Here is a 15,289-nt window from a genome sequence, read left to right on the forward strand (position 1 = left end):
TAAATAAAAAAACTCTCCTCTGCTTCTAGCAGGGAGAGTTTTTAGCTCACTCAAGCGGATTAAATTGCGTGCTGGATTCAGCTTTGCTTTCAATATGTTGTTGAATCCGTTTATTCTGTTGGTGGCTGAATATTTTCCAATTTTATATGAACATCTCTCAATTGTTTGTCAGTAACCTCTGAAGGAGCTCCCATTAATACATCCTGTGCTTTACTGTTCATCGGAAACGCAATAACCTCTCGAATATTCGTTTCATTTGCAATGATCATCACAATCCTATCAATTCCCGGTGCTATACCTGCATGAGGAGGTGGTCCAAACTGAAAAGCATTAAAGAGTGCAGGAAATTTACTCTTGATCTCTTCATATGTATAACCTGCAATCTCAAAAGCTTTTACCATAATCTCTGTATCGTGGTTACGGACAGCACCCGAAGATAGCTCAATACCATTACATACAATATCATATTGGTACGCCAGGATATCCAGAGGATTCATATTCAGCAGTGCACCCATACCACCTTGCGGCATCGAAAACGGATTATGGCTAAACTCTATTTTATGCGTAACAGGGTCCAATTCAAACATAGGGAAATCAACAATCCAGCAAAACTTAAACGTATCCTTTTCCAACAAATCCAGGCTTTTGCCCAATTGATTCCGAACAGCACCGGCTATTTTTTCGACATTTTCAAGCTCATCGGCAGCAAAAAACAGTGCATATCCCGGACCAGCTTGCGTCACATGGATTAATTCGTTTTTTACCATCTCCGGAATAAATTTTGCAATCGAACCGCCAAGAGACATATCAGCACTGAACTTAATCCATGAAAGGCCTTTCGCTCCAGCCTCTATAGCAAAGTTCACGATATCGTCGTAAAAGCTTCTCGGCTGCCCTTCGCAACCAGGAACAGCAATAACTCTTATCGTTTTATTTTTGAACACTTTAAAATCAGTCTCTGTAAAAAGCTCTGTAACATCATGGATAATTAACGGGTTTCTTAAATCAGGTTTATCGCTCCCGTATTTGAGGATGGCTTCTTGATAGGGAATTCTACTAAAAGGCTTTGAGATTTTATAATCTGTAAATTCAGAAAAAACCTCATACATCATATTTTCAACGACATTAAAAACATCTTCCTGTGTAGCAAAAGCCATTTCCAAATCTAACTGATAAAATTCGCCAGGTGATCTGTCCGCCCTTGCATCCTCATCTCTAAAGCATGGAGCAATTTGAAAATATTTATCAAAGCCGGAGACCATTAGTAGTTGTTTGAATTGTTGAGGTGCCTGAGGCAAGGCATAAAATTGACCTGGATGTACTCTACTAGGAACTAAATAGTCTCTGGCGCCCTCTGGAGATGAACTCGTCAGAATCGGTGTCTGAATCTCTAAAAAATCCAAATCAATCATCTTTTTTCGAATACTTTGAATGACTTTAGAACGAAGTATAATATTATCGTGTAGTTTTTCGTTGCGCAGATCCAAAAAACGATACTTTAATCTTAAATCTTCTCGGGCTTCATGTGCTGAAGATACTTCAAAAGGCAAGGGAATTATGACCTTCCCTAACACTTCTATCTCGCTGGCAACGACCTCAATATACCCGGTTTTCATACGGGGACTGATCGTGCTTTTCGACCTGTGACACACAGTTCCTATAACAGAGATGGTTGATTCCCTACTGATTTTGGACACAAAATCCTTTAATTCATTAGGATCAGAGACAACGATTTGCGTAACCCCATAATGATCCCTAAGGTCAATAAATATAATCCCGCCAAGGTTACGCATATTTTTAACCCAACCTGCAATTTTTACGATTTCCCCGACATGCGTTTGATCCAGCTCTCCACAGTTATGCGTTCTATACCTATGCACGAAATCGCCCTCTTTCTTTTACCCTAGTATCTGCATGGCTTCAATAATGAAACCCATGGTCTGATTGCAGATATTGTAAATTTATCTTTCATAAATCCGGCCATGGGTTTATTTTTAGAACGTTCTACATTTCATTATTAGCTTCTCGCTTTTCCTTGAATCCGACTAGATTGTAAGGCTAGCTGTTAAAGCTTTGAACCTTTCATTCAAGTGCTCTGCAGTCGCAGCCATTATTTTTTGTCCTATATCGTCAACATGTCTATTCTTCCAATTCTCAAGGGCTGTCCCCTTCACCCATTGATTAAAAGCGCCGAGGGCAGGTCCACAGTGTACTTGATAATCGACCCTGTTCTTTTTGTCCCCATTAATGGCAAGCCGGGTAGAATAAGTAAAGTACCATCTAAATATTAAGGCCATCTTCCGTTTTGGGATTCTTTCAGCTTTTTCAATGATTTCTGGCGGGTAATAAGCCTTAATATCTTCGTAGACCTGTTCGATACTCTTCTTAAAATATTTTTCTTCAATATAATGTTTTGTTTCTCTATCAATTTCATCTATGGAATTATAATTCCGGTAAAGGTCATACAATTTATTGGCCCTCGCTGGAAAAAAGACTCCTTTTTTCATAACCTGAACTTTTGCGCCCATTTCAAACATATCCCCTGCTGGAGCGTAGTCCGTATCCTGAATGTTTAATTGCTGGAGCAAATCCTTTACTTCATCACTAGTCCCTGCTTCAACCGTACACTGATTAATTGAACCAGTCATAATAAAATCAGCACCTAATATAAACGCCGCTGATGCAGCTTGTGGAGTCCCGATCCCTCCGGCTGCCCCTACCCTTATGCTTTTGTTGTATTTATACTTTCGGATCGCTTCATCTCTCATCTGGAGCATTAGCGGAACCAATACATATGCAACTGCATGGTCGGTATGCCCGCCTGAGTCAGCCTCGACGCATAGATCATCTACCATTGGAATTTCCATGCCCATCATCGCTTCTTCCCGGCTAATCCTATTTTCCGCCAGCAGCTTATTTATAATATTCTGAGGCGCAGGACTCAGGAAGGCTTCAACCACCTCGGGCCTGGATACTTTCGCTATTATTCTGTTCTGTGGCGTTACGCTTCCCTTTTCATTCCGTCTCAGTCCCTTCAGCCTGTACCTTACCAAAGAAGGCGTAATACTCATAAACGCAGAGGCTTCAATATTTCTAACACCGTATTTTATGTACAAATCAACGATGTTATTTTCTATGTCTGGGTGATCTGGCACATGAATGAGATTCATTCCATAGGCTTCGCCACGGTTCAATTCCTTTTGAATATATTTAATAGCTTCCTCCAGAGCATCCATCTTCACTCCCCCTGCTCCAAAAAAGCCCATCATACCTGCCTTTCCTGCTTTTACGACCATCTCTTTTGAAGAGATACCCTTATACATAGAACCTATAAGATATGCATACTTAATGCCGTAATCTTGTTTGAATTCGCTATGACCAAGAGACTCCGCCGTAAATCGTTTGCCAGATGCCGGTACGTCATGCTCAGGTTTTGGTAAGGGGACCTGTTGCTTTACAGATGTTGAATCATCACTTCCCAACGTTTCCTTGGACATTCCCTCCCCTACCTGCTCGGTCCGGTCTTCGGCTTCCGTCAGGATCAAGGGCTCTGCTTCTCGTTGTATGGCATTAACCAATCCTGCCACGACATTTCCAGGCCCGATCTGAATAAATTGGGTTATCCTTTTACCCATCAGATACCGTATACTTTCCGACCACTTGACCGGACTCACAATCTGGTTGATCAGCGTGCTTCTTAAATCCTGCTGCTTGTAGGGTCTGGCGTGGACATTTGAAATAACGGGTATTTTGATTTTCGAGAATTCAAATGACGCCGCATAAGCCTCAAATTTCTGTCTGGCATTTTCCATATATCTGGAGTGAAATGCTCCACTTACATTCAACACCACATAATTTCTGGCTCCTGCATCTTCAAAAATTGGTTTCACTTGCTCGATCATGTCCTTTGGCCCTGAAATGACTATCTGGCTGGGTGAATTAAAGTTGGCAACATCGAGCTCAATTAATTTATTTTTCTCCATTACTTCCCGAAACACTTCTTCTTTTAAGCCTAAGACTGCCGCCATTCCGCCGCCAGCAGCCCGAGCCATCAGCTCTCCTCTTTTTTGGACCAGCTTCAAGCCAGTTTCAAAGTCAAACGCTTCTGCGGCAAATAAGGCATTATATTCACCCAGGCTATGTCCTGCAACATAGTCGGGTTTCCTTCCGGTCTCTCTTATTTTTTTTAGGTAACTTAAAGCATTTACGACAAATAACGCCGGCTGGGTAAAATCCGTTTGTCCGAGTTGCTTGGCAGGGTCTTCAAGGCACAGCTTCTGAATAGAATAACCAAGAACTGCATCCGCTTTGGCAACCAATGCTGGAAATTCATCAAACAGTCCTTCGCCCATACCTTTCACTTGAGCTCCTTGTCCAGGGAACAGATATGCAATCATAGATTTCCTCCTTGTTAGTAGTGGATGTATATTAGTCAAACATTTCGAACAGACGATCCAAATTTTTAATATCTTGTTGAAAAGGAGAGAGGACAGAACAAACGCTTGCCTTTTTCTGAGGGCCAAAATTATACTTTACAAAATTAGCAAGCGTGCCTGAGGGGCCAAGATCGATATAAACAACCCCGTCCCTATCACCCAAACACTTTAGAGCGCTCTGAAATTGGATAGGCTTTCTAGTAATATCCCAAAGAAAATGGCTGTCAAGCCCAGTGGCCTTCTCGCCATACATAGATGAAACCACATTTATTCTCGGGCTTCTTATGGTCTTGAGCTTCAAGAACGCCATATATTCCAATGCAATAGGGTCCATTAAAGAAGCGTGAAAAGCATAGTGAACTGGCAGCCTTTGATAGATCAGTCCATTTGCTTTCAAATAGTGTTCAATCTCTGTCAGACCCTCGCAGCTGCCTGAAATAACAAAATGCGAATCAAAGTTGATGGAAGCCAGTTCTGAGTTGGTATTCAATATGGATGCTTTGTCGTACAGACCAGGATCGCCAATGATGGCCATCATGCCCCCTTCAGGACAATAGGCCTCCACAAGCCGTGCTTGCTTGATAATGCATTGAAGAGTGTCCTCATAACTCATGCAGTCGGCCACAGCAACAGACGCATACTCCCCAAGACTAGAACCTAGCACATAATCAGGATAAATTCCTTTTTCTAATAGCACCTGTGTGAGAGCATATTCAACCATAAAAATTGCAGGGTGAGTATCTAGCAGGGTGTCGAACTCTTCTGCCCTGCGATGCGTGTCATCGTACAGCGTTTTTAATACAGACCTGCCTGTAATATCCGTATGAATGTCATCCAACCTGGTCATCCATGTTCGGAAAACCGGGTTGGACATATATAATTCCCTTCCCATGCCGTAGTATTGTGAACCCTGGCCTGAAAACATAAAAACCACCGATCTGTTCATCCGAACATCCCCCACAACGTATTTAATCAGACTTGCCTAAGCATTTCTTCTATTATTTATAGTCACAACAAATTGCGCACTAATTGCATTTGGGATGCCGTAGGATTACTTTCGTTAAGGACATTCTCCATATGCTGCTTGATTGCAGGTTTAAATTTCGGTTCTGTGATGATATATAACTGACCTTTTCGGATACCCTCAAAAATCTGATGGGCCACATCCTCTGGATGTATTCCATTTTGGACAGCCTTACGAGCCAATTCGGTAATAACTTGTCTTTCTGGTGGAAGATTTCCGCTCCCACGTAGCTCTGTCGGGCGGTTCCGCTCTGCATCCATAATTTGAGTACGGACGAATCCCGGACATACAACCGACACTCCCACATTAGAACCGATCAGTCTAAGCTCTTGGTATAACGTTTCAGACAGACTTAAAACAGCATGCTTTGATGCGCTATATATTCCATTGCCAGGACCGGACAGCAGACCGGCAATCGATGCTGTATTTACAATATGGCATGGAGTTTTTTGTTTCAGCATAATAGGAACAAAAAATTCGGTAGCAAACAGAATTCCCCAAATGTTTACGTTGATGACCCACTGCCAATCTGCCACAGTATTTTCCCATAATAAGCGGCCTGTGCCAGCATCCACACCTGCATTATTGAATAAAAGATGTACAGCGCCAAAGGTCTGAATTGTTTTTTGCGCTAATAAACGGATATCAGCTTCTTTGGAAATATCGGTCATGACGGACAGGGTAGCTGCACCCATTTCTTTTAATTCTCGTTCAGTCCTTAGAAGAGCCCCCTCCTCAATATCCGCCAGAACGACCTTCATTCCTTCTTTGACACATCGGTCTGCAATAGCTCGGCCAATTCCGCTGGCAGCTCCCGTAATCACGGCTACCTTACCTTTAAACTCCCTCATGTTTACCTCCGAAATATTCATATTTTCGTCAGATCGTGTTTGGCTTCTCCATTTAGCTCAGAACGGAGATGTGGGTAAGAGAATTCTGCGAACAGCTTGTCCCTCGTGAAGCACCTCCCACCTAATTCTGCCTCCCTGGGTCCAGTACATCGCGATATTTTCCAGATTTCTCTCCTCTAGAAGAATTTGAGAAACTTTCTCGCCTACTTTTCCTGAAAGAAGTGCGCTTGTATTTGTGTCTTCTCCGCCTTCCCCGATAAAGATTGGAATAGCTGCTCCTCCCGGCTCGTTGCCCATGCCGACTGTTTCGATAAGCTGTCTTAGACCCGTGAGCAGCTCTTCCCGTGAGCTCGCTACGATTGCCGTCCGGCACTTCATCGCTTCACGGCCTGTCTGAAGTGTGAAAGCAATATCATGTAAGGAAAGCTCATTCTGCCGCTCCACATATTCGAGTAATTGACTCGCGAAAGCCTTCAGACGCTCCCAGTTTATGTCTGAGAGAACCACAACTTCGGTCTGATCTGCAACTTGTAGCTGGACAGCTTCTTTTGGCGAAGGGATGTATTCTTCCAGAATAAAATGAACATTAGATCCACCAGCACCGAAGGAGCTTACCGTTGCCCGCAGCGGGCATTCCCTCTCTTCTCCTTCGAGCTCTATTACAGGCCGCTTCCATTCCTGAAGCTCCCGCTGCAGATAAAATGGGGTATTGCTGAAAGTAAGATTGGGATTCAGCTTCTCCGCTTTAATAGTGGGAACCAGCTTTCGATGCCACAATTGCAATATGGTCTTGGTCAACTGCGATATACCCGAGGCCGCTTCTGCATGGCCTATATTGGATTTAACCGATCCCATGGCACAAAAGTGCTGCTCGTCCGTAAATTTCTGGAATGATTTTTTCAAGGCGACTAACTCAATCGGGTCTCCTAATGTAGATCCATTGGCTGCTGCCTCTACATAGCTGACCGTCCGGGGGTGAATGCCAGCTTTCAAAAAGTTCTCTTCAACAAGCTGTGCCTGTGCATTGGGATTCGGAACCGTATACCCATTGCTGTGTCCTCCATGATTGGTTGCCGTAGATTTGATCACTGCTAAAATGCAGTCCCCATCCTGTTCTGCCTTATGAAGCGGCTTTAAGAGAACTGCCCCAACACCTTCAGCGGGAAGATACCCGTCTCCATCTGCAAAGCTTCGGCTATCTTCATGGCTTCCGATCAATTGGTTCTGGCTGGATTCAATATACTTTTTGGGGCTTGTCAACAGATTCCCCCCCCCAGCGACTGCGATTTGGCACTCTCCTCTGAACAGGCTTTCACATGCCATATGGACAGCCACAGCAGAGGAAGAGCTCATTGTATCAATGGATATGCTCGGACCCTGGAAATTGAAATAATGCGACATGGGATTGGCGACAGCAACAGAACCAAAGGATGTGACCCGGTGGGCATCTGTATCTGTATCCGTATCACAGGTGCAATATTTGTGATACGTAGCACCCACGTAGACCCCAACCTTAGACTGGTGTTTTTTCTGTAGTACTTCTCGCGTATACCCCGCGCTTTCCAGCAAGCTCCAGATCGTTTCCAGGAAAAGCTGTTCCATTGGGTCCATCAAACTCACCTCATGAGGAGTCAGGTGAAAGAAAGAAGAATCCAACGGATGTATTCGGTTTAGGAAGCCCCCCCATTTGCAGTAGGTTTTTCCCGGTTTATTTCTTTCTTTATCAAAGTAAAGTTCGTGATCCCAGCGATCTTTAGGAACTTCGGTAATGCAGTCTTTGCCCTCTTGGAGATTTCTCCAGAATTCATGAATATTTTCCGCCCCGGGATATTTTCCGGACACCCCAATGACAGCAATGTCCATCGCTCCTGTTTCTCTTGCCTCCTCTTTAGGCTCTACTCGCACTGACGGAATGGGTGAGTGCCGAAATACCGGAGAGGGCGCTTTTGCATGTTCTACGATGCCCATGGATTTTGTGCTGGTTGCCGTGACTAGCTCCTGTTCAGCTCCAAACAAAGCATTTAATTCGTCTCGGTGAGATTCCAGGAAGTACTCCGTTAAACTCTGGATATTCGGATATTCAAACAGTAAGGTTCTGGACAGTGATCCAAACGTTTCTTCCAACTGATCGGTTAATTCCATAGACTTTATAGAGTCAACCCCATAGTTTTCCAGGTTTTTGTCCTCTTCGATACGCTGTTCTGGCAGTCCGATAGATGAAGAAAGCAGGCCTTTTAGATAATTACTCACCTGATCACGCAGCCACTCTTCTCCTGATCGGGGTTCTGTATCATTGGCTATAGAAGCCATATCAGCTTTTGCACTTACAGTCGCTACCTGCTCCAGACTAAACAAAGTGCTGATTTCGTCTCGGTGGGATTCCAGGAAGTACTCTGTTAAACTCTGGATATTCGGATATTCAAACAATAAGGTTCTGGATAATGATCCAAACGTTTCTTCCAACTGATCGGTTATTTCCATAGACTTTATGGAGTCAACTCCATAGTTTTCCAGGTTTTTGTCCTCTTCGATGCGCTGTTCTGGCAGTCCAGTGGATGAGGAAAGCAATCTTTTTAGATAACTTGTCACCTGATCACGCAACTGTTCTTCTCCTGGTCGAAGTTCTGTATCAATTGCTGTCGTAGCGGTGGCGGCTTTTACACCTACAGTTACTGCCTGCTCCAGACCAAACAGAGCGATTAGTTCGTCTAGGTGAGATTTCAGAAAATACTCGGTTAAGCTCCGAATATTCGGATATTCAAAAAATATCGTCTTCGACACCTGATCGAACGTTTTCTCCAACTGGTCAGTCAGTTCCATAGACTTGATAGAATCCACCCCGTAATTTTCCAACGGCGTATCCTCTTCGATTCGATATGCAGGCAGTTCAATTGACGAAGACAGCAAAGTCTTCAAATAATGGGCCGTCTTTTCACGCAACAGATGTTCATCTTGGACGGACACTGCCTTATTTGCTGAGAAAGGAACGATGTTGTCTTCTGATCCGATTCTCTGATCCCGGACTGCTTCTCCGCTTTCTTCAAGCTGTTCTTCCATAATCATCATTCTGCTGATCAGCTCAATGTCTCCTTCTACCACCATCGCTTGATTCGATATACAGGCTATACTTTGATAAAGCGCACGAATACCAGTCTCTGTCCTCATCGCATACATGCCTACATTTTGCAAGGCCTTCTCCGTCTCCTGATCAGGCTGCATTCCACCCTCTTTCCATAACGGCCAATTGATTGACAGCGTTTTTCCCATACGCTCCCAGGAGGATACCAAGGTATTACGATACCAAGCATAGGCATCCATGAAGGCATTCGCGGTAGCATAGTCAGACTGACCTGCATTTCCGCCCACTCCTGCAGCTGATGAAAAAAGGATAAAGAAGTCTAGGGGCATGTCCTTACTGGCCTGATCCAAATTTGCTAGTCCGGCCACCTTCGGCGCCAATACTTCCCTGAATTCTGCGCTCGTCTTTTTGATGATATAGTTATCTTTGATAATTCCAGCACTGTGCAGAATCCCGTTAATTCCGCCGTATGCCATTTGGATGTCCTCCATCAGACCAACGACCGCTTCCTTCTGCGTGACATCCACCTGTCTGTATTCCACCGTGGCACCTAAAGCCTTCAATTCTTCCAATGGGGCCAGCTTGTCCTCGGTCAGCAGAGACCGACCAGTCAAAATCAAGGTTACTTCCCTGGTCTGACGTGCAATTTCTTTGGCAAAAATAAGACCCAAGCCCTTGGCACCTCCAGTAAGCAGATAAACCCCATGATTTTTCCATGGAATTTGTGGTGACGCTGGCATTTCAAGCTTGTTCCAGGCGGGAATCCAACGTTTACCTTCTACAAACCGGATGCGGCTATCCTCTGGACGCCGACTGCTCGATCTTAATATTTCAATGAGCCTTTCATTTTTTTCCATTTCCCCTACTTCAATCAGTTGCCCGTAGAACTTTGGATTTTCCTTATGGGCCGTTTTGAGTATGCCGCACAGCCCGGAGAAAAGTAGCTTTTCATTTTCAGACATCATTACAATTTGTACCAGCACTTTTCCCTTTGGCTTGTTAATCAGGATGCCTTGTATTTTCTCAAAAACCTGAACGGCATATGTTTCAAAGCGTCCTTCGACCTTCTCCATGCGGGCTTGCAGGGTGATACATTCCACATCTGTCAAGGAGGCCTCGACATGTAGCGCAGCTATGGCATCTGTCTCACAAAGTATGACCACATGCCGTTCGTAAATGGTTGCTATGGTTTCCTCATTAGCCGCCTGTTCTTTCCAGAAGGGTTGAAGCATCATTGCACCAAGCGGTTTCTCACAAGCCTCAGCTTCCTTGTAAGACACCCCTTTCATACGCGCACAGATGCTGCCTGCCTCGTCGCACAAATCAATGTCATACTTGAGTGCCTTATCATTCGTATCGTATCTTCTTTCATACCGAACCAGCGCCCACATTTCGCTCGGACATTCTTGAAATATTTCAAGCCTATCCATCGCAGTTGGCAGTTTTTTTTTCGAGGAGCCGATGCCAGTGAGCCGCATAATATTTTCGTCATTCGAAAGCAGGTATAACGGCATTTGCAGAGCAGCACTTGTCATGTAAGGATGCAAAACAAACAGCCCTCCAGTATTCGCAATACCGGAAGGCAGTGATAGCTTGGCCAACACCAATCCATGACCTATATAAACTTGCTCAGCGGACTGGAATTCCGAACCGTAGTTGGCTTCAACCAATCGCTGTGCTTTTTCGTCTCCCCCAGGTGAAATGTGATCAATGCACTCCATCTGCAAAGCCTGAATATCTAATGATTCCGCTCTATTTAAAGTCTCCAGCTCGGCACTTCCCTCACAGTGTAAAACAGGATCTCCTGCTTCGGTTCGTGTGCTATAAATTTTGAAGTCAATTCCACCCTGATCTCCCGGAAAGAGTCCTATATGTATTTCCGGCTGATCACTTATGACGGGAGCATGTGTCCATACCATATCTTTAAGTGTGATACCTGCCTGACCCTTCTCCTGTACTGTTAATGATTGTTCGACCGCTGTCCGTGCCATTTCAAGACATGCCCCATCCGACAGGACCAGTCTTCCGTCAACGACGGAGTTATTCAGATAAAACTCCTGACCGTTAAAGGTTGAGCTGAATCTTTGCTCAGAAAGAACGGAAGTGTTGTGATGCAGCAAAGGGTGTAGATATAGCGGAGCGACGCTAGCGGGCTTTTCTTCATCCACTGATATCCAGTAGCGTTCCCTAGCAAAGGGGTAGGTGGGCAAACTGATGCGGAAAGGCTGGACATCACTGTAAAGTCTGTTCCAGTCAACGTGCATACCCTTAACCCACAATTCCGAAAGCCTACCGTATTTCTCTGCTAGATTCCAGACATCAGAGGATTCATCCAGCGCTTCTTCCTGTTTAACTACATCCAAGCTCTCCTGGTTCCGCTTGACCTGTCCCCGGTAAAACTGTGCAATATTCCGGCTTCCTCCAATAAATTCCTCCAGCTTGTTCCTAAGTTCCTCCACTGACTGAACGACCACGGCAAGGCGCTCATCCATCGCCTCACGTCCTATCTGCAAGGTGTAGGCTGCATTTACCAGGTCGGTATCTGAGAAGCTATTTGTTTCAATTGCAGCAGTCAATTGAACAGCCTGCTCTTTCAATGCTTCATCACTTTTAGCCGACAATACAATGACAACCGGCCTTTGCGGAGTAGAGGGAGCCTTTTGTGCTGAAATGTATTCTTCAAGAACGATATGGGCATTAGACCCTCCGGCTCCGAAGGAAGATATTCCTGCAATTCTCGGGTATTCCCGTTGCTCGCCGTTTTCCTCCAGAATCGGACGCTTCCATTCAGCAAGTCCCTGCTGGACTGTAAATGGCGTTTTGGCAAAATTTATATTAGGGTTCAATACTTTGGCATGCAGACTTGGGACCATTTTCCGGTTTTTCATTTGCAGAATAATTTTAGCGACACCCGCAATCCCTGCGGCTGCCTCCAAATGGCCTATGTTTGATTTTACAGAGCCAATCGCACAAAAGCCTGTATCCTGTGTGTCTTTCCTGAAAGCCTGGGTAAGACCAGTAATTTCAATGGGATCACCAAGCTCGGTCCCTGTTCCGTGAGCTTCAATATAACTGACTGTTCGAGCATTAACACCTGCTTTATCCAGCGCTTCTCGGATCAATTCTCCTTGTGCTACCGGATTAGGAACGGTATATCCGTTCGTTTTTCCACCATGATTGATACTGGTTGCCCGAATAACTGCATAAATATGGTCCTTGTCGGCAATGGCCCGAGATAAAGGTTTAAGCAGCACTACGCCCGCACCTTCGCCTGGGACAAACCCATTCCCTCCTTCGCCAAAGCTCTTGCATCGCCCTTCTGGCGATAGCATTCGCATTGTGCTTAGAAAAACATAGTTGGAAGGATGAAGATATAAGTTAACTCCACCTGCAATGGCAATCTCGCAATCTCCGTTATGAATATGCTCGCAGGCTTCATGGATTGCAGTTAATGACGATGAGCACATGGTATCGACCGAAAAGCTCGGCCCCTTCAGATTCAAGAGATACGATATTCGGTTTGCTACCGAACTGAAGGATGTACGAGGAAAGATGGGTTTGCCTTGCTCCCACAGCTTGGGTCCGTATAAATTGAAGCCTGTTGCGGTAATGCCTGCAAAGACGCCAATTCGTCCATTATATTGCGCTGCAAGCTGATCTCTGCTATATCCAGCATCCTCAAAAGCCTTCCAGCATTCTTCCAGGAATATTCGTTCCTGAGGGTCCATACTCATTGCTTCCCGCGGAGATATATTGAAGAAAAGAGGATCAAAATCTGCAAAATCCTCCACAAACCCTCCAGATTGGATATAGCTTTTGCCCTTCTCGATAGCTTCCTTCATGTCAGGAGAGTAAAATCCTTCCTTCTTCCAGCGATCCGCGGGAATTTCTGTAATACAATCTTTCCCCTCTTGTAAATTGCTCCAGTATTCTTCCATATTTTTTGCTTGTGGAAATCGTCCGCTCATACCAATAATGGCTATTGGCTCCTGTTTCGCACTGCCTGTGTCTATAGGTGCGCTGCTGACAGATTGGCTTTCTTCTTTTGGCAAAGTTGGCAATGACCATTCGCTATCAGTATGCAAGGATACAGGGACGAAGTTTTCTTCCGGCTTCAGCCGTCTTCCAAGTCCTGTCCACCGTACGCATTCCTCATAGTAATCAGCAATAAAATATTCCGCTACCGCTTCCAACGTCTGATATTCAAAAAATAGGGTCATTGAAATTTCACCAAAAACTCCCTGAAGCTTTTGGTTGAGCCTTGTAATCATGATGGAGTCTATGCCGTAGCTCTCCAAAGGCTCACTGACGTCAATCTTTTCAAGGCTCAGCTTGGTCACTTCTCCAAACAATACTTTAAGCTGGTGCAAGGTTTTTTCCAGAAGCAGTTCGGGATTAATCGATAAAGAAGCTGTTTCTTCAACGTACACGTTCTCCTGTGGCTGAGGCTCCAATAGATGCTTCCGCAATCTGGTCATATCCCCCTCTAGCACCAGCACCTGCTTCTGGCCAGAGGCCAGGCAATCATATAAAGCCTTGACACCGTTTGAAGTTTGCATGGCCATCATGCCAATACTTTGCCAGACCTTCTCCGTTTCAGCATCCGCATGCATTCCTCCATCCTTCCAGAGCGGCCAATTGATAGACAACGTCTGTCCTTTGCGCTCCTTGGAAGAGACGAGGCTGTTTCGATATATGGCATAGGCATCCATAAATGCATTCGCTGCGGCATAGTCGGCCTGACCCGGGTTACCCATAATCCCTGCGATGGAAGAGAAGAAAATAAAGAAATCAAGGTCTAGCTCCTTCGTCGCCTGATCCAGGTTGACCAATCCGGCTACTTTCGGCGCTATTACTTCCTTGAACTCTTCCTGCGTCTTATGAATCATAAAGCGATCCTGTATCACTCCGGCACTATGGAGGATGCCATCAATCCCCCCATGCTCCGCACGGATCTTCAGAATCAGTTGCGAGACCTCTTCCTTTCGGGATACGTCCACTTGTTTGTATTCTACGAAGGCTCCCAGCGTTTTTAATTCCTCCAATATGACCTGTTTGCCTTCGTCAAGCCTTGAACGTCCTGCAAGGACTAGCGTAGCTTCTTGGACTCGCCGGGCGATATCTCTCGCAAAAACAAACCCTAATCCTCCTGCACCGCCCGTAATCAAATAAATCCCCCGATCCTTCCAGGGCACTCTTCCCGGAGTTTCAGGGGCTTTCATCTCGTTCCAGCGGAGAACCAAGCGTTTACCGTTCTCATACCGTATCCTTTTGTCTTTGGGGTATAGGCTGTTCTCGTTTAATTTCTTAATGATCTCTTCCAAACCTATAGCTTCCAATTCAATGAATTGCCCTACAATTTTTGGGTTTTCTTTTTCGGCTGTTTGCAGTAATCCCAAAAGCCCAGCGAAGAGCTGCTGCCCGCTTTGTGAGGAAGCAGCAAGCTGCACCAACACGCTGCCTTTCAGGTTCTTTTTGAGGATCATTTGCACTTCTGCAAGCAGTTGAAGGGCATAGCCCTGAAAGCGTTCGTCCATGCCGGTTTTATCGGCATGGAGCTTGATACATCGGGTTCCTTTTATGAGCTCTTCAATGCTTCGCTCCGAGATATGATCCAGTTCGCAAAGCACCACCAGATGTTGACTACATTCAAGAAGGGTCGCTTTTTGGAGTGCAGCTTGCTCTTTCCATGAAGGCTCAAGCATAAGAACTCCTGTATCCGCCATCACTTCGGCCGGAGACCCTGCTTGGCTTTGCAGGGTCCCATTTGAAGTCATTTGAGCTTGCAGTTGGCGTATTCTGAAGATAGCCTCCTCTTTCTGCATCCGTCCGCTTTTTACCTCGCCCAGAATAGTTTGAAAAAAGTCCTTCATCTTCGATTGCCTCCCAGCATGTAGAA

5 protein-coding genes are annotated in these 15,289 nt (G+C 45.1%); all 5 read right to left on the reverse strand.

Annotation, left to right across the window (positions count from 1 at the left end; all coding sequences use genetic code 11):
* Positions 1-110: 110 nt before the first annotated feature.
* Positions 111-1,880 carry an aspartate--tRNA ligase gene (gene aspS / locus FKV70_RS07070; RefSeq protein WP_142612244.1) on the reverse strand — a complete coding sequence of 590 codons (1,770 nt, stop codon included), beginning with the start codon at positions 1,878-1,880 and terminating at the stop codon, positions 111-113.
* Between the two features lie 165 nt (positions 1,881-2,045).
* Complete coding sequence (gene fabD, locus FKV70_RS07075) at positions 2,046-4,397, reverse strand: ACP S-malonyltransferase (protein WP_142612279.1); 2,352 nt, start codon at positions 4,395-4,397, stop codon at positions 2,046-2,048.
* Positions 4,398-4,428: 31 nt separating this feature from the next.
* Positions 4,429-5,382: an acyltransferase domain-containing protein gene (locus FKV70_RS07080; protein WP_142612246.1), complete on the reverse strand. Its 954-nt coding sequence runs from the start codon at positions 5,380-5,382 to the stop codon at positions 4,429-4,431.
* A gap of 62 nt (positions 5,383-5,444) precedes the next feature.
* Complete coding sequence (locus FKV70_RS07085; RefSeq protein WP_063213692.1) at positions 5,445-6,311, reverse strand: SDR family NAD(P)-dependent oxidoreductase; 867 nt, start codon at positions 6,309-6,311, stop codon at positions 5,445-5,447.
* Positions 6,312-6,368: 57 nt separating this feature from the next.
* Entirely contained in the window at positions 6,369-15,263 is an 8,895-nt protein-coding gene (locus FKV70_RS07090; RefSeq protein ID WP_142612248.1) for a hybrid non-ribosomal peptide synthetase/type I polyketide synthase, read from the reverse strand.
* Between the last annotated feature and the right edge of the window lie 26 nt (positions 15,264-15,289).

Origin of the sequence: Paenibacillus ottowii (genome assembly GCF_006874425.1) — a bacterium.
GTDB lineage: Bacteria > Bacillota > Bacilli > Paenibacillales > Paenibacillaceae > Paenibacillus > Paenibacillus ottowii.